This is a genomic window from Streptomyces sp. NPDC031121 (assembly GCF_055570615.1).
In genome coordinates this window covers 138,937-164,824 of sequence record NZ_JBVIGV010000012.1, presented here as the reverse complement: position 1 = coordinate 164,824, position 25,888 = coordinate 138,937, and the positions used below count along the sequence as shown (strand labels likewise).

The 25,888-nt window shown below is 74.4% G+C and carries 11 protein-coding genes; 7 read left to right on the top strand and 4 right to left on the bottom strand.

The genetic code is table 11. The features are described from left to right. Nucleotides 1-8 precede the first annotated feature (8 nt). Both ACZ462_RS23370 and ACZ462_RS23365 read left to right on the top strand, forming a co-directional pair. Nucleotides 9-1,013: an ABC transporter substrate-binding protein gene (locus ACZ462_RS23370; RefSeq protein WP_467804639.1), complete on the top strand. Its 1,005-nt coding sequence runs from the start codon at nucleotides 9-11 to the stop codon at nucleotides 1,011-1,013. Nucleotides 1,014-1,244: 231 nt separating this feature from the next. Further along, nucleotides 1,245-1,742 (top strand): hypothetical protein, encoded by a 498-nt coding sequence (locus ACZ462_RS23365; protein WP_467804640.1) that lies wholly within the window; start codon nucleotides 1,245-1,247, stop codon nucleotides 1,740-1,742. Here ACZ462_RS23365 and ACZ462_RS23360 read toward each other — a convergent pair. Beyond that, nucleotides 1,718-2,380, bottom strand: coding sequence for a MarR family winged helix-turn-helix transcriptional regulator (locus ACZ462_RS23360; RefSeq protein ID WP_467804641.1), 663 nt, complete (start codon nucleotides 2,378-2,380; stop codon nucleotides 1,718-1,720). The two genes, ACZ462_RS23365 and ACZ462_RS23360, sit on opposite strands and share 25 nt — an antisense overlap. A 123-nt stretch (nucleotides 2,381-2,503) precedes the next feature. Next, entirely contained in the window at nucleotides 2,504-3,451 is a 948-nt protein-coding gene (locus tag ACZ462_RS23355) for a methionyl-tRNA formyltransferase (protein ID WP_467804642.1), read from the bottom strand. 252 nt (nucleotides 3,452-3,703) lie between these two features. Here ACZ462_RS23355 and ACZ462_RS23350 point away from each other — a divergent pair, with 252 nt between their 5' ends. From ACZ462_RS23350 to ACZ462_RS23330, 5 genes are all read left to right on the top strand, one after another. Further along, complete coding sequence (locus tag ACZ462_RS23350) at nucleotides 3,704-5,065, top strand: lysine N(6)-hydroxylase/L-ornithine N(5)-oxygenase family protein (protein WP_467804643.1); 1,362 nt, start codon at nucleotides 3,704-3,706, stop codon at nucleotides 5,063-5,065. Nucleotides 5,066-5,201: 136 nt separating this feature from the next. Beyond that, nucleotides 5,202-6,251, top strand: a complete 1,050-nt coding sequence (locus ACZ462_RS23345) for an iron-siderophore ABC transporter substrate-binding protein (protein ID WP_467804644.1) — start codon at nucleotides 5,202-5,204, stop codon at nucleotides 6,249-6,251. Nucleotides 6,252-6,368: 117 nt separating this feature from the next. Further along, nucleotides 6,369-20,651, top strand: a complete 14,283-nt coding sequence (locus ACZ462_RS23340) for an amino acid adenylation domain-containing protein (protein ID WP_467804645.1) — start codon at nucleotides 6,369-6,371, stop codon at nucleotides 20,649-20,651. Further along, entirely contained in the window at nucleotides 20,648-20,857 is a 210-nt protein-coding gene (locus ACZ462_RS23335; protein WP_402381334.1) for an MbtH family protein, read from the top strand. The genes ACZ462_RS23340 and ACZ462_RS23335 overlap by 4 nt, the downstream gene beginning before the upstream one ends. A 552-nt stretch (nucleotides 20,858-21,409) precedes the next feature. After that, a complete protein-coding gene (locus tag ACZ462_RS23330; protein WP_467804646.1) occupies nucleotides 21,410-21,937 on the top strand; it encodes a hypothetical protein in 528 nt (175 codons plus the stop codon). A gap of 163 nt (nucleotides 21,938-22,100) precedes the next feature. Here ACZ462_RS23330 and ACZ462_RS23325 read toward each other — a convergent pair whose 3' ends face one another. Both ACZ462_RS23325 and ACZ462_RS23320 read right to left on the bottom strand, forming a co-directional pair. Then, nucleotides 22,101-24,017, bottom strand: a complete 1,917-nt coding sequence (locus tag ACZ462_RS23325) for an ABC transporter ATP-binding protein (protein WP_467804648.1) — start codon at nucleotides 24,015-24,017, stop codon at nucleotides 22,101-22,103. Further along, nucleotides 24,014-25,720 carry an ABC transporter transmembrane domain-containing protein gene (locus ACZ462_RS23320; protein WP_467804649.1) on the bottom strand — a complete coding sequence of 569 codons (1,707 nt, stop codon included), beginning with the start codon at nucleotides 25,718-25,720 and terminating at the stop codon, nucleotides 24,014-24,016. The genes ACZ462_RS23325 and ACZ462_RS23320 overlap by 4 nt, the downstream gene beginning before the upstream one ends. Between the last annotated feature and the right edge of the window lie 168 nt (nucleotides 25,721-25,888).

Genomic DNA, 25,888 nt, shown 5'->3' with positions numbered 1-25,888 from the left:
ACGCCACCATGCCCACCCCCACCTCCACCCCCACCGACCGCGCCCTCACCGACCAGCGCCCCCGCGCCCGGTCCCGCCGTACCAGAACGGCCCTCGCGGGGGCCTGCGCCCTCGCCCTGCTCACCGTCGGCGCGTGCGGCGCCGCCGAGACCCGCGGCAGCGACTCCAAGACGGTCAGCCTGCACACCCCGTCCTGGGTCGGCGCCGAGGTCAACACGGCCGTCGCCGCGTACCTGCTGGAGCACGAACTCGGGTACCGCGTCAAGACGCAGCAGATGGACGAGACCCCGGCCTGGGACGCCATGAGCCAGGGCAAGATCGACGCGATCCTGGAGGACTGGGGCCACCCCCAGGAGGAGAAGCGCTACGTCGAGGGCAACAAGTCCGTCGTCCCGGCCGGCGAACTCGGCGTCACGGGCCACATCGGCTGGTTCGTCCCGAAGTACCTGGCGGACGAGAAGCCGGACATCACGGACCACCGGAACCTCAACAAGTACGCGGACGTCTTCAAGACCCCGGAGAGCGGCGACAAGGGCCAGTTCATCAAGGGCGACCCGTCGTACGTCTCGTACGACAACGCCCTGATCAAGAACCTGGGCCTGGACTACAAGCCGATCGAGGCGGGCGCCGAGGCCACGCACCTCGCGCAGCTGGAGCAGCTGTACAAGAACAGGAAGCCCTTCCTCACCTACTGGTGGACCCCGCAGTGGATGAACGCGACCATGGACCTGGTCGAGGTCAAGCTGCCGCCCCACACGGAGGGGTGTGACGCCGACAAGCAGGCCGTCGCCTGCGCGTACCCGGACGTGCCGCTGAAGAAGTGGATGAACGCGGACTTCGCGAAGGAAGGCGGGGACGCGGCGGAGTTCCTGAAGAACTTCACGTGGACGACCGAGCAGCAGAACCTGGTCGCCAAGTACGTCGCCGCGGACGGGATGTCCGCGGAGAAGGCGGCCGAGAAGTGGGTGAAGGAGAACGAGGCGACCTGGAAGGCGTGGCTGCCGAAGCGGTGACACCACGGGGCCGGACGGCTGCGTCCGGCCCCTCCGGCCCGCCCCCGTCCTGTCCCGTCCCGTTCCCTTCCGTGGACCGTTCATCCGAAAGGATGTCCGGCGCCGCTAGAATCAGGCCATGACGACCGCACTTCGCCGCAGGTTTCCGAGCCGCCCCGGACGGTGCGCGTGCGCACGGACGGCGCTCCCCGCGGATGCCCGCACGGGCGCCGACGGCCCGCAGGCGGCGCGGTGAGCGACGAGCCGGTCTTCGTCCGGAGCAGGTGGGGGACCAGCCGGTACGTGTACAACCACCGCAACCCCGTCGGCCGCGCACTCATCGTCATCACGCCCCTCGTCGCGCTCGGCGTGCTCTTCGGCATGCACGCCGACTGGACGTGGAGCGAGGGGGAGTTCCGGGACGCCGTCCGCAAGGGCGTCAAGGACCTGGAGGGCGCACGGCAGTACACGACTCCGGAGAGCGACCACCACTCCATCGTCTCCGGCGCGGTGAGGGACAGCGGCATCGGGCCCGGCCACGGCGTCCACGCGAGCAAGGCGAAGAACGGCGGATACACGGTCGGCACCGAGGACACGGAGACCGAGTACTGCGTCTTCCTGTCGCTGACCCGGGCCGAGGAGCGCATCCTCCTCCCGGGGGCGGCGGTCGACGCGGAGGCCCTCTCCCGCGCCGGCATGCCTGCCGCGTACCTGTCCCGCGCGACCTACCTCGAGGGTGCCTGCCGCTGACCCGGGAGGTCCGGGCCCGTGTCGGCTGCGCTCGGTTCGAGGTGCTCGTGGATCCGCCGGAGCAGGCCGGCGAGCACCTGCCGCTCGTCCCTGCCGAGGGGGGCCAGGACGTCGTCGTCGGTGGCGGCGATGTCGGCGTTGAGCCGGTCCAGGAAGGCGCGGCCTTCTGGGGTCAGCCGGACGAGGACCTTCCGCCGGTCGTCCCGGTCCCGGGTGCAGGCGACGTGGCCGGCCTTCACCAGGTCGTTGACGACCTTCACCAGGTCGCTGGTGTTCATGTCGAGCCGGGCGGCCAGGAGCGTCTTCATCTGCGGGCCCATGTCGGCCACGAGCGCCATGACGGTCAGGTGCCACAGCCGCAGGCCGTGGGCGGCCAGCCGCTCGCTGAGCCGGCGGCGCGCGGCCTTGCCGATCGCGTACATGAGGTACGCGTTCAGGTCGAGCACGCTGGGGGGCGTCATGCCGGCGCCCTGGCTCACCGCCCGGACGGCGGTGCCGCCCGCGAGCGTCAGGTCGGTCTGCGCGAGGGCCCGGAAGACCTGGGCCCAGTCGGTCGCGGGCATGTTCGAGATGCCGACGACGGCGAACTCCGCTCCGGACGCGTCGCGTGCGGTGCCGGTGACGACCGGCTGTTCCATGCGCTCCCCCTTGCTGGACCTGCGGGCCGCTGGTCGGGCGGCCCGGTGGTGTCGTGACAGGCCGGCGCCCCTCAGGACCGTCCGAGGGGCGCCGGAGTGTTCGGGGCTGCGCCGCCCCGGCGCTCACGGGCGGCCGGTGAGGTACCCGCCCATGGTGGTGAAGTACTCGGTGGCGGGCAGTTCGCGGCCGTCGTCGGTCCGTACCCGGGTCACGGCGAGGCCGTGGTTGCGGCCGGTGCGGGCGTCGGCGCCGGCGACGATCACGACGCCCTCGCCCTCGCGGTAGAAGATGCGCCCGGGGGTGCCGCCGTAGCGGCCTTCCGACACGACGGCGGAGAGGATCTCCAGCCGCCTGCCCCTGTGGAAGGTGAAGGCGCTCGGGTAGGGCGCGGACTGCGCCCGCACCAGGCGCTCCAGGACGTCGGCCGGCCAGTCCCAGTTGATGCGGATGTCCTCCTCGGACCGCTTGTGGAAGAAGCTGGCCCGGGAGCGGTCCTGCGGGGTGAACTCGGTCTCGCCGGCGGCGATCCGGGCCAGGGCGCCGGTGGTGACCGGGGCGATGAGGTCGACGGTCTTGTGGAAGAGGTCGGTGGCCGTGTCGGTGGGCCCCACCGGGACCGCGCGCTGCTCGACGATGTCGCCGGCGTCGAGCACCTCGTCCATCATGTGGGCGGTGACGCCCACCTCCCGCTCGCCGTTGACGAGGGCCCAGATCAGCGGGGAGAAGCCGGCGTACTTCGGCAGGAGCGAGTCGTGCACGTTCAGCGTGCCGTGGCGGGGGAGCGAGTAGATGCGCGGCGGGATCCACGTACGCCAGTTGTTGGCCACGATGATGTCCGGATCGGCCTGCTTGAGGAGGTCGAACAGCTCCTCGTCGTCGGGCCGGTTGCGGATGGCGACGGGCACGCCGTGCTCCTCGGCCAGGTCGGCGACCGAGTCGCTCCAGATCTTCTCGTAGGCGTGCTCGCTCTTGGGGTGTGTCACGACCATCACGACGTCGTGCTCGGACTCCAGGAGTGCTTTCAGGGTGCGGTGACCCCAGGTCTGGTAACCGAACATGACGACCCGCATGGGGGTTCCTCCTCGGAAGAGCGAATGACCGCGGCAAGTAAAGCAAGGCTTACCTAACATTGCAACAGACGGCACTTTCAAGCCAGTTGAAGGCTGAACGTCCGTCAGTTGTCCGTTTTGTCGGGTCGACAGCCCGGCGCAGGTGAGGTTAGCTTTACCTAAGTTTCCACTGGCTTACGGTGACTCCGGGCCGGTGTCGCGTTCTTTTCGCCCCACGCCTCACAGGCGGCAGTTCCGCACGATGGGAGTGACATGTCTCAGGGTCTTCCTGGCGACGCCCCTCTGGTCCACGACCTCATTGGCATCGGCTTCGGGCCGTCCAATGTGGCCATGGCGATAGCTCTGAGCGAGCACAACGCCCGCGTCGGAAGGCAGGAGGCCGTCACCGCTCACTTCTTCGAGCGGCAACCCGGCTTCGGCTGGCACCGCGGCATGCTGATCGACGACGCGACCATGCAGGTGTCCTTCCTCAAGGACCTCGTGACGCTGCGGAACCCGGCCAGCGAGTACAGCTTCCTGTGCTACCTGCAGAGCAGGGGCCGGCTCGTCGACTTCGTCAACCACAAGAACCTCTTCCCGCTCCGCGTCGAGTTCCACGACTACTTCGAGTGGGCGGCGGCCAAGGTCGACGACATGGTGTCCTACGGGCACGAGGTCGTCGCCATCGAGCCCGTCGTCCGGGACGGCGTCATCGAGTACCTCGACGTCACGGCCCGCTCCGGCACCGACACGGTGGTCCACCGCGCCCGGAACCTCGTCATCGGCACGGGCCTGCGCCCGCTGATGCCCGAAGGCGTCGAGCGCACCGACCGCGTCTGGCACAACTCCGAGCTGCTCACGAAGGTCGAGGCCCTGGACGGCGCGAACGGCGCGAACCCCGGCCGCTTCGTCGTCGTGGGCGCCGGGCAGAGCGCCGCCGAGAACGTCGCCTACCTGCACCGGCGCTTCCCCGAGGCCGAGGTCTGCGCCGTCTTCTCCCGCTACGGCTACAGCCCCGCGGACGACAGCAGCTTCGCCAACCGCATCTTCGACCCGGCCGCCGTCGACGAGTACTTCGCGGCCCCCGGCGACGTCAAGCGCAAGCTGATGGACTACCACGGCAACACCAACTACTCGGTCGTCGACATCGACCTCATCGACGACCTCTACCGGCAGGCGTACCAGGAGAAGGTCCTCGGCGCCGAACGCCTCCGCTTCATCAACGTCTCCCGCCTCACCGGCGTCGAGGAGCGCGACGGCAAGGTCCACGCCCGCATCACCTCCCTGGTGACCGGGGAGGAGACGGTCCTCGACGCCGACGTCGTCGTCTACGCCACCGGCTACAGCCCCGCCGACCCCACCGGCCTCCTCGGCCCCGTCGCCGAGCACTGCCTGCGCGACGAGGAGGGGCGCGTCCGCGTCGAACGCGACTACCGGCTCACCACCGACCCCGAACTGCGCTGCAGCATCTACCTCCAAGGCGGCACCGAGCACACCCACGGCATCACGTCGTCCCTGCTCTCCAACACCGCCGTCAGGGTCGGCGAGATCCTCGACTCCCTCCTCGAGCGGAAGCCCGCCCCCGCACAGGACCGGCCCCGGCCGGTCGCCGACGGGATCGGACTGGCCAGCTAGGGCCTGTCCGGCATCCCCGCACAGCCCCCAGGACTCCGTCCTGGCCGAGCCCCCCACCCGCCTCGCCCGCCGGGCAGCGCAGCCGCGCCCCCGGCGGTCGGGGCACGCACTGTGAGATCCCCCGAAAGGAACATCTGTGTCCAACGGTTCGCGCCCCGCGCCGAAGCGGTTCGTCGCCCACCTGCCACGCGTGGCCGTCGCCACGGCCGCCGCCCTCGCCCTGTCCGCCTGCGGGGGCGGCTCGGAGAAGGCGGAGTCGAAGTCCGAGGCCACGGCCGGCGCCGGCACCGCCTCCGCCGCCTTCCCGGTGACGGTCGAGCACAAGTACGGCAGCACCACGATCGACAAGGAGCCCAAGCGGGTCGTCACCCTGGGCCTCTCCGACCAGGACGCCGTGCTCGCGCTCGGCACCAAGCCGGTCGGCGCGGTGGACTGGTTCAAGGAGCAGCCGTACGGCAAGTGGCCGTGGACGAAGGACAAGTGGGGGTCCGCGAAGCCGGAGATCGTCGGTGAGCGCGACGAGTACAACATCGAGAAGATCGCGGCGCTCAAGCCGGACCTCGTCATCGCGCAGTACTCCGGCATGAAGAAGGAGCAGTACGACACGCTCTCGAAGTTCACCAAGGTCGTCGCCCAGCCCAAGGACCTGCCCGACTACGGCGCCTCCTGGCAGGTGATGACCCGGCAGATCGGCAAGTCCCTCGGGAAGGCCGCCGAGACCGACAAGCTGATCGCCGACGTCGACGCCCGCTTCAAGGCCGTCCGGGAGAAGCACCCCGAGTTCGCGCAGAAGACCCTCGTCGTCGCCGACAGCTTCGAGGCCGGCAAGTACTCGGCCTTCACGAAGACCGACCCCAAGTCGATCTTCTTCCAGGAGCTCGGCTTCACGCTCAAGCCCGAGATCGACACCCTCGCCAAGCCCGGCTTCAACGTCGCCGAGCTCAGCGCCGAGAAGCTGAACGTCCTCGACGTCGACCGCGTCGTCTGGGTGACCTCCAGCACCGGCGCCAACGACCGCATCAAGGCCGAGCCGCTCTACCGGAACCTGAAGGTCCACCAGGAGAAGCGCGACCTCTTCGTGCCCTACCAGGACCCGGACGTCGGCGCCGCGTTCTCCTTCAACACGGTCCTCTCGATCCCGTACGCCATCGCCGAGATCGAGCCGCTGCTGACGGCCGTCAAGTAGCACCACACCGCCGAGGCGGGGCCGGGGAGGACGCCGGACGTCCTCCCCCGCGGCCCGACCCGCACCCGCCTCCAGCCCCTTCACCGCCGCACCACCAGGGAAAGGCCACAACGTACGATGCTTGACGTCGAGTCGGACCGGACACCCGCGCCCGGGATGCCCGTGACCGGTGGGCAAGCCGGCATCTGGCTGGCCCAGCAGATCGAGCCCGGCAGCTCCGCCTACAACATCGTCTTCGCCCTGGAACTGCGCGGCGGCATCGACCTCGGCCGCCTCGCCGCCGCTGTCGAGCGGGCCGTACGGGAAGCCGAGTGCCTCCACGTCCGCCTCGCGCCGGGGGAGGACGGCGAGCCCCGCCAGACGCCCGCCGCCCCCGCCGCCGACGTCCCGGTCGTCGACCTGCGCGGCGCCGGCGACCCCGAGCGGGCGGCCGGCGAGTGGATCACCGCCGACCGGGACCGGCCCGCCGACCTCGCCGCGGGGCCGCTCTTCGCCCAGGCCCTGCTCCGCCTCGCCGACGACCGCGTCTGGTGGTACCAGCGCTACCACCACATCCTCGTGGACGGCATGGGCGTCGCCCTGATATCCCGGCGCGCCGGCGAGCTGTACACCCTCGGGGAGCAGGCCGCCGCGGACCCCGACTGGTCCCTGGCCCGCCTGGTGGACGCCGACAGCGCCCACCGCGCCTCCGCGCGCTACGCGGCGGAGCGCGCCTGGTGGCAGGAGCGCATGGCCGGCCGTCCCGAGCCGGCCCGCCTCGTCGAGCGGGCCCCCGCGCTCACCGCCCGGCGCCTGCGGCGGTCCGTGGAGCTGCCCGCCGAGGAGGCCGGACGGCTGCACCGGGCCGCCGACCGCGCCGGCACCCGCGTGTCGCGCGTCCTGATCGCCGCCGTGGCCGCGTACCTGCACCGGGTGACCGGGGAGCAGGACCTCGTCCTCGGCCTGCCGATCGCGGCCCGCCAGGACGAGGCGTCCGCGTCCGTCCCCGGCATGCTCTCCAACATCGTCCCGCTGCGGCTGGCCGTCGGACCCGCCACCACCGCCGCGGCGCTCGTGGCCGGCGTCCGCGACGCGGTCGCCGAGGCGGTCGAGCACGGCCGCTACCGGGCCGAGGACCTGGCCAAGGACCTGGGGCTGGTCGACGGCGTCGCCGAACTCGTCGGCCCCACCGTCAACATCCTGCCCCGCCCCGACCACCTGCACTTCGCGGACTGCACCGCCGTACTCCGGCCGGAATGGCTCGGACCCGTCAGCGACCTGGCCTTCGGCTTCGGCGAGCTGCCCGGCGGCGAAGCCGTCACCGTGCACCTCGACGCCGACGCGGCCGTCTGCGACGAGGAGGCCCTGGCCGGCCACGAGCGGCGCTTCCTCGCCCTCCTCCGCGCCTTCACCGCGGACCCGGACCGCCCCGTCGGCCACCTCGACCTCACGACCGACACGGAACGCGACACCCTGCTGCGGGAGTTCGGCACCTCGCCGCGCGAGACCGCCGAGCTGTCCTGGCCCGCCGCGTTCGAGGCGCAGGTACGCCGCGCGCCCGACGCCGTCGCCCTCGTCTTCGAGGAGCGCGAGCTGACGTACGCCGAACTCGACGCCGCCGCGAACCGGCTCGCCCGCCACCTCCTCGCGGGAGGCGTCCGCCCCGAGGACGTCGTCGCCGTGGCCCTGCCGCGGTCCCCGGAACTCGTCGCCGCCCTGCTCGCGGTGATGAAGGCCGGCGCCGCCTACCTGCCGCTGGACGCCGACCACCCCCGCGACCGCATCGCCTACATGCTCCGGGACGCCGGCGCCCGCACCGTGGTCACCGTACGGGAGCTCGCCGGCGAACTGCCGGAGCCGGCGGGCATCGCGCACCTGGTGCTCGACGACCCCGCCACCGCGGAAGCCCTCGCCCGCCGGGAGGACACCGCCCCCGGCGTGCCGGTCGCCCTGGACCAGGCGGCGTACGTGATCTACACCTCCGGCTCCACGGGCCGCCCCAAGGGCGTCGTCGTCCCGCACGACGGCGTCGGCAGCCTCATCGCCACCGCCACCGACCGCATCGGCATCACCGCCGGCAGCCGCGTCGTCCAGTTCGCCTCCGTCGGCTTCGACGTGACCGTCTGGGACCTGGTCATGTCGCTGTGCACCGGCGGCCGGATCATCCTCGTCCCCGCCGAGCGCCGCGTCGCCGGACCCGCCCTGACCGAGTACATCGCACGGCACCGGGCCACGCACATGATCCTGCCGCCGTCCCTGGTGTCGGCGCTGCCCCCGGAGTGCGAGCTGCCGGACGGCTCCGTCCTGATCGTCGGCACCGAGGCCGTGCCCGGCGAACTCATCGCCCGCTGGGCGGGGCGGGTCCGCGTCGTCGTCGCGTACGGGCTCACCGAGGCCAGCGTCAACTCCACGCTGTGGCCCGCCGACCCCGGGCGGCCCGGTCCGGCCCCGATCGGCCGCCCCGACCCCAACACCCGCGCCTACGTCCTCGACACCGCCCTGCGCCCGGTCCCCGTCGGCGCCGAGGGCGAGCTATACATCGCCGGGCGGGGCCTCGCCCGCGGCTACCTCGGCAGGCCGGGGCTCACGGCGGAACGATTCACCGCCGACCCGTACGGCGCCCCCGGCAGCCGCATGTACCGCACCGGCGACCGCGTGCGGTGGGGTGCCGACGGGAACCTGGAGTTCCTCGGCCGCGCCGACGGCCAGATCAAGATCCGCGGCCACCGGATCGAGCCGGGCGAGATCGAGAGCGCCTTCATGGCCTGCCCGGGCATCGCGCAGGCCGCCGTCCTCGTCCGCGAGGACCACCGCGGAGCCAAGCGCCTCGTCGCCTACCTGGTCGGCGAGAACGGCACCGACACCGGGGCGGCCATCGCCGCCCGCGCCCGCGTCGCGGACACCCTGCCCGACCACATGGCGCCGTCCGCGGTCGTCGTCCTCGACGGCCCGCTGCCGCTGACCCCCAACGGCAAGCTCGACAGGCGGGCCCTGCCCGAGCCCCGCTGGACCGCCCTGAGCGGCGCCGACGCCCCCGAGGGCCCGGTCGAGACGGTGCTCGCCGGTCTGTTCGCGGAGGTCCTCGGCCTGCCCTCGGTCGGCGTCCACGACAGCTTCTTCGAACTCGGCGGCGACAGCATCGTCGCCATCCGGCTCGTGGGCCGGGCCCGCGAGGCCGGGCTCGCCCTCAACCCGCGCGAGGTGTTCCGGCTCCGCACGGTCGCCGCGCTCGCCCGCGCCGCCGCCGAGGCGGCCCCCGCCGCCCCCGCTCCCGCCCCCATCGCGCTGGACGAGGACGCCCTTCCGGTCTCCCCGCTCCAGGAGGGCTTCTACTTCCACGCCGCCTTCGACGAGGACGCCGCCGACCTCTACGTCGTCCAGGAACTCCTCGACCTCGGCGGCGGCCCCGTCGACCCCGACCGGCTGCGCAGCGCCCTCCAGCTGATGCTCGACCGGCACCCCCTGCTGCGCGCCTCCTACCGCCAGCTCCCCGGCGGCGAGGTCGTCCAGCGGCTCGCCGACCGGGCCACCCTGCCGTGGCGGCGGGCCGACACCGCCGACACCCCGCTCGACGACGTACTCGCCGCCGACCGGGCCGAGCGCTTCGACCTGGCACGCCCGCCGCTCCTGCGGGCCACGCTGATCCGCGACGGCGGACGCCACCGCCTCCTGCTCACCCTCCACCACATCGCCGCCGACGGCTGGTCCGTCAGCGTCCTCCTGCGCGAACTCACCGCCGCCTACCGGGGCGAGAACCTGCCCGAGCCCGCCGACCCCCGCCCCTACCTGGCGTGGCTGGCCTCCCGCGACCGGGACGCCGCCCGCGACGCATGGCGTACCGCCCTCGCCGGCCTGGACGGGCCCACCCGCCTGGCCGCACCCGACGGCGCCGGGGACCGCGGGCGGCCCCCCGCCCGGCCCGGGCACGTGGACACCCGCCTGCCCGCGGACTTCACCGCCGGGCTGTACGCCTTCGCCCGCGCCCGCGGCCTCACCCTCGCCGCCGTCGTCCACGGCGCGTGGGCCCTGCTGCTGGGCGCGCTCACCGGCAGCCGGGACGTCGTGTTCGGCACCACCGTCTCCGGCCGGACCACCGAGGTCGCCGGACTCGACTCCGCCGTCGGCCTGTTCATCAACACCGTCCCGGCCCGCGTCGTCCTGCGCCCCGACGAGACGCTCGCCGGCCTGCTGGGCCGGGTCCAGGACGAGCACGCCGCCCTCCTCGACCACCACCACCTCGGCCTCGCCGACATCCAGCGCCTCGCGGGCGGCGGGGAGCTGTTCGACACGCTCGTCGTCCTCGAGAACTTCCCCGCCGGCGACCCCTCGGACGGCACGGACCCCGGCGCGCTGCGGATCACCGGCACCGAGGTGTTCGACGCCGTGCACTACCCGCTCGCGCTCGTCGTGGAACCGGGCGACGGCCTGCTGCTGCGCTTCAAGCACGACGCGGCCCGCCTCGACGGTCCGGCCGTCGCCGTCCTCGCCCAGCGGTTCACCGCGCTGCTGCGCACCCTGGTCGCGGAGCCCGAGCGCACGGCCGCCCGTACGGGGGTGCTCTCCGACCGCGAGCTCGCCCACCTCGCCGCAGCGAACGCCACCGCGCACGACGTCCCCGACGCCACCCTGGTCTCCCTCGTCGACGCGCAGACGGCCCGCACCCCCGACGCCCCGGCCGTCGTCTTCGAGGACACCGTCCTCACCTACGCCGAACTCGACCGGCGTGCCGAGTCCCTGGCCGCACGGCTGCGGGCCCGCGGCGCCGGACCGGAGGAGTACGTCGCGGTCGCCGTACCGCGCTCGGCCGAGCTGGTGGTCGCGCTCCTCGGCGTCCTCAAGTCGGGCGCCGCCTACCTGCCCCTCGACCTGGACTACCCGGCCGAACGCCTCGCGTACCTGCTCGCCGACTCCGGGGCGCGGACCGTCGTCACGACCCCCGAGGCCGCGCACCGGCTGCCCGGCGCCTCGGGCCTCGACCGGCTCGTCCTCGGCCGGGACGACCGGGAGCAGCCCGCCGGCGGCACGCCCGTGACGCCTGCCCGGCCCGCCGGACCCGACCACCCGGCCTACCTCATCCACACCTCCGGCTCCACCGGCCGCCCCAAGGGCGTCGCCGTCACCCACCGGGCCATCGTCAACCGGCTCGCCTGGATGCAGGACGCGTACGGGCTCACCCCCGACGACCGGGTGCTCCAGAAGACCCCGTCCGGCTTCGACGTCTCCGTGTGGGAGTTCTTCTGGGCGCTCACCGCGGGCGCGGCCGTCGTCCTCGCCCGCCCGGACGGCCACCGCGACCCCGCCTACCTCGCCGATCTGATCCGCGCCCGCCGGATCACGACGCTGCACTTCGTCCCGTCGATGCTGGCCGCCTTCACCCAGGTCATGGAGAGCACCGGCGGCCCGCCCGACTGGGCGGCGAGCCTGCGCCGGGTGTTCTGCAGCGGCGAGGTACTCACCGGCGCCGAAGCCCGCCGCTGGTGGGAGCTCACCTCCGGCTCCGCGCACGGCCCCGTGCCGCTGCACAACCTCTACGGGCCGACCGAGGCCGCCGTCGACGTCACGTACTTCCCGTACGAGGGCGGCACCGGGCTCGCCGTGCCCATCGGGCGGCCCGTCTGGAACACCCGCCTCCACGTCCTCGACCCTTTCCTGCGCCCCGTACCCGACGGGGTGCCCGGCGAGCTGTACCTCGCGGGCGTCCAGCTGGCCCGCGGCTACCACGGCCGGCCGGCCCTGACCGCCGAGCGCTTCACCGCCGACCCCTTCGGCGGGCCCGGGGAGCGGATGTACCGCACCGGCGACCTCGTACGCCGCCGCCCCGACGGGGCCGTCGAGTACCTCGGCCGCACCGACCGGCAGGTCAAGATCCGCGGCAACCGCATCGAACTCGGCGAGGTCGAGGCGGCACTGGCCGCCCTGCCGGGCGTCGCCCGCGCCGCCGTGATCGTCCGCGACGGGGCCCTCCTCGGCTACGCCGTCCCGGCCCCCGGCGCGTCCCCGGACGGGGCCGCCCTGCTCGCCGGGCTCGCCGAGGCCCTGCCCGCCGCCATGATGCCCGCCGCCGTGGTGGCCCTGGACGCGCTGCCGCTGACGCCCAGCGGAAAGCTCGACCAGAACGCCCTGCCGTCGCCGGACCTCGCGCCCCGGGCCGGGGGGCGCGCCCCCCGCACCGAGGGCGAGGGCACCCTGTGCCGGATCTTCACCGAGGTCCTCGGCGTCGAGGGCATCGGCGCCGACGACGACTTCTTCATGCTCGGCGGCGACAGCCTCACCTCGATCGCCGTCGCCACCCGGGCCCGTGAAAGGGGACTGGCCATCAGCCCGCGCGATGTGTTCGAGCACCGTACGCCCGCCGCGCTCGCCGCGACGGCCGCCACCGCGCCGGACGAGCCCGCCGCCGAAACCGCCCCCGGCGCCCCGGGCGAGCCGGGCGCTCCGGCCGACGGCGTGACCGTGTCCGCCTCCGACGCCGGGCAGGCCGCCGCCGCCCTCCAGGCCGTCCTCGCCGCGCAGGCCGCGTCCGGCGCGGCCGTCGACCCGGCCCTCAAAGCCCTCCTCGACCAGCTGACCGCCGCCTCCCCGGCCGCCGGGCCGCCCGCCCCCGCCCCGCTGGGCGGCCTGGTCCTGACCCCGGAGGAGACCGCCCGCGTCGAGGCCGCCGCAGGCCTGCCCGTCGCCGACATCTGGCCGCTCTCCCCGCTCCAGGAGGGCATGTACTTCCACGCCACCTACGACACCGGCGACACCCTCGACGTCTACCTCTCGCAGGAGACCCTGGACTTCGACCACCGCCTGGACGAGGACCGGCTGCGCGCCGCCTGCCGGGCCCTCCTCGACCGCAACGCGAGCCTGCGCGCCGGCTTCACCAGCGACGGGTTGCCCCGGCCCGTGCAGTTCATCGCCGACGGCGCCGAGATCCCGCTCACCGTGACCGACCTGGCCGGCCTGCCCGCCGGCGAGCGGGACCGCCGGGTAGGGGAGCTGCTCGCCGCCGACCGCCGGCAGCGCTTCGACCTGTCCGCGCCGCCGCTGTGCCGGCTCCGCCTGATCCGGCTGGGCGACGGCCGGGACCGGCTCGTCGTCACCCACCACCTCATCCTGTGGGACGGCTGGTCCGCCTGGCTCTTCCTGGAGGAGCTGTTCACCCTGTACGAGCGGTCCGGCGACACCGCCGGCCTGCCCGCCCCGGGCTCGTACCGCGACTACCTGGCCTGGCTGGACCGGCAGGACACCGCCCGTGCCGTCGGCGCCTGGCGAGAGGCCCTCGCCGGCTTCGACGAGCCGACGCTCGTCGCACCGGCCGGCCGCGACGCGGGCCCGGTCATCCCCGCCGACCACCACGCCGTGCTCTCCCGCGAGGCCGGCGACCGGCTGCGCGCGCTGGCCCGCCGGCACGGCCTCACCCTCAACACCGTCCTCAACGCCGCCTGGGCGCTCGTCCTCTCCTCGATGACCGGGCGCGGGGACGTCGCCTTCGGCACCGCGGTCGCCGGACGGCCGGCGGACGTCCCGAACGCGGCCGGCATCATCGGCATGTTCCTCAACACCGTGCCCGCCCGGGTCGCCTTCGCCCCGGACGAGCCGCTGCTCGACCTGCTGCGGCGGATGCAGTCCGAGCGGGCCGCCGTCATGCCGTACGAGTACGTGGGCCTCGGCACCCTCCAGCAGGAGACCGGCCACCGCCGGCTGTTCGACACCCTGTTCGTGCTGCGCTCCGCCGACGGCGAGGAGCGGGCCGCGGAACTGCGGCGGCGGCACGGCATCACCGGCGTGTCGAACGTGGACGGCACCCACTTCCCGCTCACCCTGATCGTCACGCCCGAGACCCGGATGCGCGTCACCCTCGCGGCCCGCCCGGACCTCTTCGACGCGGAGGCGTCGGCCGCCGTCCTCGCCCGGTTCACCACCGTCCTGGAGCGGCTCGGCGCCCTCCTCGACGGCCCGGACGGCGCATCCGCCCGGACCGCCGGCGTCGACGTGCTGCTGCCCGCCGAGCGCGCCGCCCTGACCGCCGCATGCGCAGGCAGCCGCGAACCCGTGCCCGACGAGACCATCGCCGACATGCTGACCGCGCAGGTCGCCCGCACCCCGGACGCCGTCGCGCTCGTCTTCGGCGAGCGGGCCCTCACGTACGCCGAACTCGACGCGCACATCAACCGGATCGCCCGGCTGCTGCTCGCCCGGGGCGCCGGGCCGGAGAAGGCCGTGGCGCTCGCCCTGCCCCGCTCCATCGACATGGTCGCCGCCCTGTTCGCCGTCCTGCGCACCGGCGCCGCCTACCTGCCGCTCGACCTGGACCACCCGGCGGACCGGCTGCGGCTGATGGTCGAGGACACCGGCCCGCTGTGCCTGGTCTCCACCGCGGCCGTCGCCCCGGCCCTGCGCGGCCCCGACGGGCCCGCCGCCCCCGAACTCCTCCTGGACGACGAGGCGGTCGCGGCCGAACTGGCCGCCCTGTCGGGTGCGGAGATCACCGATGCCGAACGGCCCGCGTTCGCCCGCGGCGTCCCGGACCGCCTGGAGCACCCGGCGTACGTCATCTACACCTCGGGCTCCACCGGCCGCCCCAAGGGCGTCGTCACCCCCTACCGGGGCCTGACGAACATGCAGCTCAACCACCAGAAGGAGATCTTCGACCCGGCGATCGCCTCCGCGGGCGGGCGGCGGCTGCGCATCGCGCACACCGTCTCCTTCGCCTTCGACATGTCCTGGGAGGAGCTGCTCTGGCTCGTCGAGGGCCACGAGGTCCACGTCTGCGACGAGGAGCTGCGCCGCGACGCCGAGGCGCTCGTCGCGTACTGCGACGCCCACCGCGTCGACGTCGTCAACGTGACGCCCACCTACGCGCAGCTCCTCATCGAGCAGGGCCTGCTGGAGCACGACGAGGCGGCGGGCAGGCACCGGCCCGCGCTCGTCCTGCTGGGCGGCGAGGCCGTGCCCGACACCGTCTGGGACCGGCTGCGCCGCACCGACGGCACGTACGGCTACAACCTGTACGGGCCGACCGAGTACACGATCAACACCCTCGGCGGTTCGACCGAGGACAGCGCCACCTCCACCGTCGGCGTCCCGATCCGCAACACCCGCGCCCACGTCCTCGACGCCATGCTCCGGCCCGTCCCGCCGGGCTGCCCCGGCGAGCTGTACATCGCCGGCACCGGCCTGGCCCGCGGCTACCACGACCGGCCCGGCCTGACCGCCGAGCGGTTCGTCGCCGACCCGTTCGGCGAGCCGGGCGAGCGCATGTACCGTACCGGCGACCTCGTGCGGCAGCGGCCCGACGGACTGCTCGACTTCCTCGGCCGCACCGACGACCAGGTCAAGATCCGCGGCTACCGCATCGAACTCGGCGAGATCGCCGGCGCCCTGTCCGCGCACCCGGCCGTCGCCCACGCCGCGGTCGTCGTCCACGAGTCCGCCGGCACCAGGCGCCTCGTCGGCTACGTCGTCCCCGAGGCCGGTACGGAGGCCGGTGCGGAGGCGGGCGGGGAGCCGGTGCAGGGCCTGCGCGACCACCTGAAGGCCGGCCTGCCCGACTACATGGTCCCGTCCGCGCTGGTCCCCGTCTCCACCCTTCCCCTGACCGTCAACGGCAAGCTCGACGTGCGGGCGCTGCCCGCACCCGACTTCGCCGGATCCGCCGCCGGCCGCACCCCGCGCACCCCGCGCGAGCAGGTGCTGTGCGCCCTGTTCGCGGAGGTCCTCGGCCTGCCCGAGGGCAGCGTCGGCATCGACAGCGACTTCTTCGAACTCGGCGGGCACTCGCTGCTCGCCACCCGGCTCGTCAGCCGCGCCCGGACCGCGCTCGACACCGAGCTGGCGATCCGCGACCTGTTCGAGGCGCCCACCGTCGCCGAGCTCGCCGAACGCGCCGGCCGCGGCGCCGGAGCGGCCCGCCCCGCGCTGACCGCGGGCGAACACCCCGGCGAACTGCCGCTCTCCCACGCCCAGCAGCGGCTGTGGATGATCCAGCAGATCGAGTGCACCTCGGCCGCCTACAACTTCCCGCTGGTCATGCGGATGCGCGGCGCACTCGACACCGACGCGTGGCGCGCCGCCCTCGCCGACGTGACCGACCGCCACGAGGCCCTGCGCACCGTCTTCTCCACCACACCCGACGGCCAGGCCCTCCAGCGGGTGCTGCCCGCCGACGAGGCCCGCCCGGTCGTGGAGCTGGTCCGCGCCACGGAGGACGAGCTGCCCGGCATCGTCGACGCCGCCGTCGGCCGCCCCTTCGACCTGGCTGCCGAACTGCCGCTGCGGGCCACCCTCGTGGAGCTGGCCCCCGAGGACCACGTCGTCGTCCTGCTGCTGCACCACATCACCACCGACGAGTGGTCGGACCGCCCGTTCCTCCGCGACCTGACCACCGCCTACACGGCCCGCCTGCGGGGCGAGGCGCCGACGTGGGAGCCGCTGCCGGTGCAGTACGCCGACTACGCGCTCTGGCAGCAGCGCCTCCTCGGCGACCCGGCGGACCCCGCCAGCCTGGCCGCCCGGCAGCTCGACCACTGGCGGACGGCGCTGGCCGGCGCCCCCGAGGAGCTGGAACTGCCCGCGGACCGGCCCCGGCCCGCCCGCCCGGCGTTCACCGGCGCCGAACTCGACCTCACCTTCGACGCCGGCACCCACGAAGCGCTCAGGCGGATCGCCCGCGACACCGGCGCCAGCATGTTCATGGTCGTCCACGCGGCCGTCGCCGCCCTGCTGCACCGCATGGGCGCCGGCACCGACATCCCGCTCGGCTCGCCGATCGCCGGCCGCGCCGACGAGGCCCTGGACGACCTGGTCGGCTTCTTCGTCAACACCCTCGTCCTGCGCACCGACCTCGGCGGCGACCCCTCCTTCACCGAGCTGCTCGCCCGGGTCCGCGAGACCGACCTCGCCGCCTTCTCGCATGCGGACGTGCCCTTCGAGGCCGTCGTCGAGGCGCTCAACCCGACGCGCTCCCTCTCCCGCAACCCGCTCTTCCAGGTCATGGTCGGCTACCACGCCCGCACCGGTGGGGAACTGGCCCTGCCGGGCCTGTCCGTCGCGTACGTGCCGTACCGGATCCGCTCCGCCAAGTTCGACCTGGTGTTCAGCTTCACCGAGCACACCCCGGCCGACGGCGGCCCCGGCTCCCTCGGCTGCCGCCTGGAGTACGCCACCGAGCTGTTCGACCCGGAGACCGCCGAGGAGCTCGGCGACCGGCTCCGCCGGCTCGTCACCGCCCTCGCCGCCGCACCCGAACGGCCCCTGTCCCAGGCGGAGATCCTCGACGACGCCGAACGCCGGCTCGTCCTGGAGGGCTTCAACGGCGTGCCGCGCGAGGTCGAGGAGGCGTCCTTCCCCGACCTGTTCGCCCGGCGGCTCGCCGAGCGGCCCGACGCCGTCGCCGTCGTCGACCGGGCCCGCTCGGCCACGTACGCGCAGCTCGACGCCCGCGCCAACCGCATCGCCCGGCTCCTCGCCGCCCACGGCGCCGGAGCCGACAGCACCGTCGGCGTGGCCGTGCCCCGCTCCGTCGACATGGTCGCCGCCGTGCTCGCCGCCATGAAGCTCGGCGCGGCGTTCCTGCCGCTCGACCTCGCCCACCCCGCCGACCGCCTCGCCTACATGATCGAGGACTCGGGGGCGGCCCTCGTCGTGGGCACCGAGCCCGTCGCCGGGAAGATCCCCGACGTGCCCGGCGTCCCGGTCGTCCTCCTCGACGCCCCCGACACGGCCGCCGCCCTCGACGCGCTCCCCGACGGGCCGGTGCAGGACGGCCCGATCGCCCTCGGCCAGGCCGCGTACGTGATCTACACCTCCGGCTCGACCGGCCGCCCCAAGGGCGTCGTCGTCCCCCACGAGGGAATCTCCAGCCTCGTCGCGACCGCCGTCGACCGCATGGGCCTGCGCCCGGACAGCCGAGTCCTGCAGTTCGCCTCCATCGGCTTCGACGTCTTCGCGTTCGAGCTGGCCATGGCCCTGTGCCACGGCGGCCGGCTCGTCCTGATCACCGACGAGGCGCGGGTCGCAGGACCGGCCCTCACCGACTTCCTCGCGGACCAGCGGATCACCCACATGATCCTGCCGCCGTCGCTGGTGTCGGCGCTCCCGCCGGGCTGCGCGCTCCCCGAGGGGTCGACCGTCCTCGTCGGCACGGAGACCGTACCGCCGGACCTGTTCGAGCGGTTCGGCGCCACCGCCCACCTGATCTGCGCGTACGGGCTCACCGAGGCGACCGTCAACTCCACCCTGTGGCCCGCCCGCGAACACGGCGGCACCCCGCCCGGCCGCGTCCCGATCGGCCGCCCCGACCCCAACACCCGCGCCTACGTCCTCGACGAGCACCTGCGGCCCGTCCCGCCCGGCGTCGTCGGCGAGCTGTACGTCGCCGGCCGCGGACTCGCCCGCGGCTACCTCGGCAAGCCCGCACTGACCGCGGAACGCTTCACGGCCGACCCGTACGGCGCCCCGGGCAGCCGCATGTACCGCACCGGCGACCGGGCCCGCTGGCGCCGCGACGGCAACCTCGACTTCCTCGGCCGGGTCGACACCCAGGTCAAGGTGCGCGGCTTCCGCATCGAGCTGGGCGAGATCGAGGCGGCCCTGGCCGGGCACCCCGCGGTCGCCCAGGCCGCCGTCCTGCCCGACCGCGACGGCGACATCGTCCGCCTCATCGGCTACGCCGTCCCCGAGCCGGGCGCCGACCCCGACCCGCAGGAGCTGCGCGCGCACGTCGCCGCCCTGCTGCCCGAGTACATGGTGCCCGCGCTCGTCGTCCCCCTCGACGGCCCGCTGCCGCTGACCCCCAACGGCAAGCTGGACCGCAAGGCGCTGCCCGCGCCCGACTGGTCGGCGATGACCGGCGACGCCCGCCCGGCCGACGGCACCCAGGCGCGCCTCGCCGCACTCTTCTGCGAGATCCTCAAGCTCGACACCGTCGGCGTACACGACAACTTCTTCGCGCTCGGCGGCCACTCGATGGCCTCCATGCGGCTCCTCGGCCGCATCCGCACCGAGTTCGGCGTCGAACTCGGCATCCGCGACGTCTTCGACGCCCTGACCGTCGTCGGCCTCGCCGGCAAGCTCACCGGGGCGACGGCCGCCCGCCCGGCCCTGCGCCCCGCGGCACCCGGCGGCGGCCCGCTGCCGCTCGCACCCGGCCAGCGCCCCCTGTGGCAGGCGTACCGCCGCGGCCCCGGCTTCGACCACGCCCTGGCCCTGCGCTCCGGCGACGGCTTCGACGCGGACGCGCTCGCCGCCGCCCTCGCCGACGTCGCGGACCGCCACACACCGCTGCGCACCGCCTTCGCCGAACGCGACGGCGCCGTACACCAGCGGCCCGCCGAGGCACCGGCCCTGACCGCGCAGGAGTGCGCCGACCTCGACGCACGCCTGCGCGAACTCGCCGCCGAGGCACCCGACCTGGAGCGGGAGGCCCCCCTGCGGGCCCACCTGCTGACGGGCCCCGACGGCGGCCAGGCCCTGCTGCTCGCCCTGCACTACCTCGCCGCCGACGAGTGGTCCGTCGTCCCGCTGTTCCGCGACCTCACCACCGCCTACGCGGCACGCAGGGAGGGCCGGGCCCCCGACTGGCAGCCGCTGCCCGTCTCGTACGCGGACTACACCCGCTGGGCCCACGAGGTCCTCGGCGACCCCGCCGACCCCGACAGCCGCGGCGGCCGGCAGCTCGCCTACTGGCGGGAGACCCTCCGCGGCGCCCCGCAGCGGCTGGCGCTCCCGGCCGACGGGCCGCTGCCCGCCGCAGCGGACACAGGGCGGCGGCCCGCGGGTCACGTCGGCTTCGTCCTCGACGAGGAGCTCCACGCGGCCGTGGACCGACTGGCCCGCGCCACCGGCACCAGCATGTTCATGGTGCTGCACGCCGCCCTCGCGGCCCTGCTCACCGGCCACGGCGCCGGCACCGACCTGCCCGTCGGCACGATGGTCGCCGGCCGCACCGACGACCGGCTCGCCGACCTCGTCGGCAGCTTCCTCGGCACGGTCGTGCTCCGCACCGACACCGCGGGTGACCCGACCTTCACGGAACTGCTCGGCCGCGTACGGGAGACCGTGCTCAGCGCCCTCGACCGGCAGGAGATCCCGTACGACGAGGTCGCCCGCGCCACCGGCCTGCCCGCCGAGGGGCCGCAGGTCATGGTGATCCACCACGAGCAGGCCGACCTGGCCCCACTCGAAGGCGGCGCGGGCACCCTGGAAGCCGTGCCGACCGGCCGGACCAGGGCCGACCTCACCCTCGGCTTCCACGAGCCGCGCGGAGACGGACCCGTCCACTGCGCCCTCGTCCACGCCACCGACCTGCTCGGCACCGCCAAGGCCCGGCGGCTCGCCGACGAGCTTGTCCAGCTGCTGCACACCGCGGCAGCCCGTCCCGAACAGCCGCTGTCCGAGCTGTTCACCGCACCGTCCCAGAGGAGTGACACCGCATGAGCACCAACCCGTTCGAGGACCCGCAGGGCACCTTCCTGGTCCTGGTGAACGACGAGAACCAGCATTCGCTGTGGCCGTCCTTCGCCGAGGTCCCGGCCGGCTGGCGCACCGCCGCCGGCCCGGACACCCGCGAGGCCTGCCTGGCGTACGTGGAGGAGCACTGGACGGACCTGAGGCCGGCGAGCCTCGCGGCAGTCCAGTCCTGACCCACCCGCCCGCACCGAAACCGCCGCCCGTGGAGGACCTTCCTCCGCGGGCGGCGGCGCGCGCACCGCGCAGGGGGGCCAGCGGCCCCGACCCGCCTGGCGTCCCTCCTGAGCCCGGGCCCGTCGGGCGGCGCGCGGCGGCGGCTGCCCGCCGCGTGTGGAGACCGAGGCGCGGTCACGGCCCCCTGGCCGCGCCGCCCGCGAACGGCCCCGGAAACGCGGCTCGCCGGCGTCGCGTGGTCGCGACGCCGGCGAGGGGGAGTGTCGAACGGCGGCCACGGGCCGCCGGCGGCTGCGGCAGCACCAAGGGGTCAGTATCGTCATACGCGTTCGCGTCGCCCCCACTGTCCTCGGCGCCCCCACCGTCCTCGGCGTCACCGCCGTTCTCCTCGCCGTGCTCGGAAGGGGCCTCGGGGTATGCACACACGGCCGGGCGGCGCCACCCGGCCACCCGGTTCGCCTCACCAGGGTGACATGCGGTGGCCCCGCGATCCGCCGACAATGGTGGTACCCGGGCTGTGAAGGTCAGCCCACCCATCCGAGGGTGGCCTTATGAACCGCAGACTGTGTCTCGTTCTCCTGACACCACCGCTCGCCGCATCCTTCGCGCTCGGCACGGCTGCCGGCGCCCACGGGATGAGTGAAGAGGTTCCCCAGACCGCCACCGTGGTCCCGACGGCGGTCTGCGCGGTGGTACGGAACACCGACGCCGCAGGTCAAGCCACCTTCTCGCTCATGGGCGAGGGGTTCAAGCAAGGGCAGAAGGTCTCGTTCATCGGACCGAGCCATAGCGGATCCGGCTTCACCGTGGACGCCGACGGCGCATTCGTGGTGGCCGGCGCCAAGGACGGTCAATACCACATCTCGGTGGACGACGGCGAGAGCACCATCAAGTGCGCCAGGGCCAAGACCGAGCAGTCGCAGAAGGACGAGGAGAAGGCCAAGGGCTTCGCCGACGGCTACAAGGCGGTCAAAGAGAACTGCCAGGCCAAGCCGGCGCAGGGAATAGCACCCCGCACCGAGACCTACAACAAGGCCTGGAATGAGGGAGCTGCCGCGGCGGCGGCCAAGTTCTGCTGAACAAGAACTCGGCCCGGCGCGGCCACCCCAGGTCGAGGGCCTCAGGCTGCCTGGGCGCTGATGGAGGGTCAAGGCCCCGTCCAGCGGACGAAAACATCGAAGGAATCCCGTCCCCGGCATTTTCACGCCAAGCTGGAACGGCACGCGGCCCCACCACCCCGTACTAGTGGACGCCGAGGGCCGAGTCGGCCTGCGTCCGGTCCGTGGGTAGGCCGGGGGCCGCCACGGGGGTGTCCGCCCCCTGCCGGCTGTCCGACCACGCTGCCCACAGCGCCGCGTAGCGGCCGCCCGCCGCGACGAGTTCGTCGTGGGTGCCCGTTTCGACGACCCGGCCGCCGTCCAGGACGACCACGCGGTCCGCCGCGGCGGCCTGCGGCAGGCGGTGGGCGACCAGGAGGCCCGTACGGCCCTCCAGGGCGCGCGCGGCCGCCTCCTCCAGCACCCGGGCGCCCGCGCTGCCCGCGTCGGCGGTCGCCTCGTCCAGGATCGCGACGGGCGGGTCGGCGAGGACGAGCCGGGCGAGCGCGAGGTGCTGGGCCTGGGCGACGGTCAGCCGGTGGCCGCCCTCGCCGACCACGGTCGCGAGGCCCTCCGGCAGGGCCTCCGCCCACTCCAGGGCGCCCACCTTGTCGAGCGCGCCGCGCAGTTCCGCGTCCGTGGCCTCCGGCCGGGCCAGCCGCAGGTCCTCGGCCAGGGGCCCGGCGAAGACGTGCACTTCCTGGCTGATGAGGGTGACGGTGCGGCGGACGCCTTCCGGGCCCAGCTCGCGGACGTCGACCCCGCCGAGGGAGATCGTCCCGCTCGCGGGCGTGTGCACGCCGGCGATGACCTTGGCCAGGGTGGTCTTGCCGGCGCCGCTCGCGCCGACCAGCGCGACCCGCTCGCCGCTGCGCACGTCGAGGTCGACGCCGCTCAGGACGGGCCGCCCGTCGGCGTACGCGTGGCCGAGCCCGGCCACCGCGACAGCGCCGTCGGCCGGGATGCCCCCGCCCTGCGGGGCCGGCTCGGCGGGCAGGTTCGCGACGCCGACCAGGCGGGCGAAGCTCGCGCCCGCGGACTGGGCGTCGTCCAGGAGGAACAGCGCGGCGTTGACCGGGTTGAACAGGCTGTGGAAGTACAGGGCGGCGGCGGTGGCCGTGCCGATGCTCACCGAGCCGTTCCGGACGAGCAGGAAGCCGGTGCCGAGCACGGCGGCGAGCCCGATGAACTCGGCCAGGTTCAGCCGGGAGAAGAAGCCGGTGACGATGTGCAGCCCGCGCAGCGCCACGTCCCGGGCGGCGCCCGAGCGGTCGGCCAGCAGGGCGGTGTGCCGTTCGTTCAGCCGGAAGGCGCGCACGGTGCGCACCCCGCCGATGCTGTCGAGCAGCTGGTGCTGGAGGGCGCCGGTGGCGACGCGGTGCGCGGCGTACACGGGTGCGGCGCGGCGCAGGTACCAGCGGACCGACAGCACCTGGACGGGTACGGCCAGCAGGGCGGCGAGGAGGAACCGCCAGTCGAGGACGGCGAGTCCGACCAGGGTGAGGACGATGGTGAGCGCGGAGCGGGCGAACTCGGGCAGGGCCTGCCGCACCGACTTGGCGATCATGCCGACGTCGCTGGTGACGCGGGAGACGAGGTCTCCGGAGCCGGCGGCCTCGACGCGTTCCAGGGGCAGCCGCAGTGCCCGTTCGATGAACCGCTCGCGCACGGCGGCGAGCACGGTCTCGCCGAGCCGGGCCACGAGGGCGCTGCCGAACGCGGCGGCGGCGCCGCGGGCCAGCGCGACCACGACGAGCAGGACCAGCGGGAGGGTGAGGGCCCGCTGCCCCTCCTGGCCGACGACCAGGTCGACGATGTGGCCGAGCAGAGGGGCGGTGAGCAGGCCGATCCCGGTCCCGACGACCAGGACGAGGACGGCGGCGGAGGCGAGGAGCCGGTGGCCGCGCAGGATGGTGCGGAGCGCCGCGAGGCTCTCCGCACCGCCGGCGGTGGGCAGGAGCGTGCGGTCCGTGCCGTCGTGCGTGCGGGTCCCGCTCATGTCCCTGTCCCTCTCCGTCCCCGTTTCGGCGGGGTCCGTGCGGTCCTCGTGTGTGGTGGTCATGCGAGCACCGCCGTGCGGTAGTCCTCGTAGGTGGTGACGAGTTCGGTGTGCGCGCCGGCGGCGGCGACGGTGCCCCCGTCGAGGACGACGACCCGGTCGGTCTCGGCGAGGAGGGCCGGGCTGGTCGTGATCAGGACGGTGGTGCGGCCCCGGCGGACCTCCCGGAGTCGGGCGGCGATCCGTGACTCGGTGACGGTGTCCACGGCGGTGGTCGGGTCGTGCAGGACGAGGACGGGGCGGTCTGCGGCGAGGGCCCGGGCGAGGGCGACGCGCTGGCGCTGCCCGCCGGAGAGGGACCGGCCGCGTTCGGCGAGGACGGTGTCCGCCCCGTCGGGGAGCAGTGCGGCGACCTCGTCCGCGGTGGAGGCGGCCAGGGCGGCGTCGACGGCGTGCGGGCCGGAACCGGCCGCGCCCGCCCGTACGTTGTCGAGGAGGCTGGCCTCGAAGAGGTCGGCGTCGTGGTGGGCGACGAGGACGGTGCGGCGCAGTCGGTCGGGGTCGAGTTCGGTCAGGGGGACGCCGTCGAGTTCGACGCGGCCGCCGGCCGGGTCGGTCTCCCGGGCGAGGGCGAGGAGCAGGTCGTGGGCGGCGGCCGGGTCCCTGGTGACGACGCCGGTGAGGCTGCCGACGGGGAAGTCGAGGTCGACGCCGCGCAGGGCGCCGAGGCTGACGTCCCGCAGCCGGAGGTGCCCGGCTGCGGTGTCCGGGCCGGCGGGCGCCCGTTCCCCGCCGTCGACGGCGGCGGGGGAGGCGAGGACCTCGGCGATCCGCCGGGCGGAGGCGCGCGCCTGGGCGAACTCGGCGTTGGAGTAGGCGAGCAGCTGGAAGGGGCCGAGGAGGAACTGGGCGAGGCCGACGGCGGCGACGAGGTCGCCGACGCTGATGCTGCCGTTCATGGCGAGGTAGGCGCCGGCGATGCCGATGGCCGCGACGAACACCCCGGTCAGGGCGAGCAGGGCGCCTTCGTGTCCGGCGCGGCTGCGGGCCGCGCGCAGCGCCGCGGCGAGTGAGTCCTGGCTGGTGGTGCGGTAGCGGGCCACGGCGGCCGCCTCGGCACCCATGCCCTTGAGGACGCGGAGCCCGGAGACGAGGTCGGCGGCGACACCGGAGGCGTGCGCGGCGCTCTCCTGTTCGGCTTCGCTGCGCCGCTCCAGGGGCCGGCTGATGCGGTGGCCGAGCCACAGGAGCGGCGGGATTCCGAGGAGGACGAGCAGGCCGAGCGGCACGGAGATCCGCAGCAGGGCGACGGCGCTGACCGCGAGGGCGGCGACGGCCGCGCAGCCGTAGGGGAGGACGGTGGCGACCGAGCCGACGCGGCGGGCGTCGTTGGTGGCGATGCTGGTGAGGGCGCCCGGCAGCCGGTTCGCGTCGGCGCCGCCGCGCGGGTCGAGCACGCGGGCGCCGAGTTCGAGCCGGAGCCGGTGCGCGGCGTGCTCACCGGCCCCTTCGGCGATCCTGGCGCTGGTCCGGTAGGAGGTGGACAGCACGAGGAAGAGGACGCCGAGGACCAGGAGCCAGCGCAGCAGCGACTGCGCGGACCCGGTGGCGACCGCCGTGTCGATGGCGGCGCCGATCACGACGGGTACCAGCGCCTCGCACCCCTGGTGGGTCATGCCGAGCAGGGAGGCAGAGACGACTCTGCGGCGCTGTCCCCTGATCGCCCGGCGGAGGACGAGCCCTCCGGTCGGTCCTCCTGCTGGCATGTGACCCTCCATCCGGAGCCGGTTAAGTTAGGTAAGGCTACTCTAAGAAGCCGTTCGCCCGTGCCGTGCCCGAACACCTCCGCGAACGTCGGGCGGAGGTCCATCTCGCCCTGCTTTCACGCGCGTTGACCCGCCCTCCACGTTCGGTTAGCCTCGCCTAAGTTGCAA

Bases quoted from the DNA above. Each gene is read 5' to 3' on its own strand.
- ACZ462_RS23370 (WP_467804639.1), top strand. From the start codon at position 9: ATGCCCACCCCCACCTCCACCCCCACCGACCGCGCCCTCACCGACCAG.
- ACZ462_RS23360 (WP_467804641.1), bottom strand. From the start codon at position 2,380: ATGGAACAGCCGGTCGTCACCGGCACCGCACGCGACGCGTCCGGAGCG.
- ACZ462_RS23355 (WP_467804642.1), bottom strand. From the start codon at position 3,451: ATGCGGGTCGTCATGTTCGGTTACCAGACCTGGGGTCACCGCACCCTG.
- ACZ462_RS23350 (WP_467804643.1), top strand. From the start codon at position 3,704: ATGTCTCAGGGTCTTCCTGGCGACGCCCCTCTGGTCCACGACCTCATT.
- ACZ462_RS23340 (WP_467804645.1), top strand. From the start codon at position 6,369: ATGCTTGACGTCGAGTCGGACCGGACACCCGCGCCCGGGATGCCCGTG.
- ACZ462_RS23335 (WP_402381334.1), top strand. From the start codon at position 20,648: ATGAGCACCAACCCGTTCGAGGACCCGCAGGGCACCTTCCTGGTCCTG.
- ACZ462_RS23330 (WP_467804646.1), top strand. From the start codon at position 21,410: ATGAACCGCAGACTGTGTCTCGTTCTCCTGACACCACCGCTCGCCGCA.
- ACZ462_RS23325 (WP_467804648.1), bottom strand. From the start codon at position 24,017: ATGACCACCACACACGAGGACCGCACGGACCCCGCCGAAACGGGGACG.
- ACZ462_RS23320 (WP_467804649.1), bottom strand. From the start codon at position 25,720: ATGCCAGCAGGAGGACCGACCGGAGGGCTCGTCCTCCGCCGGGCGATC.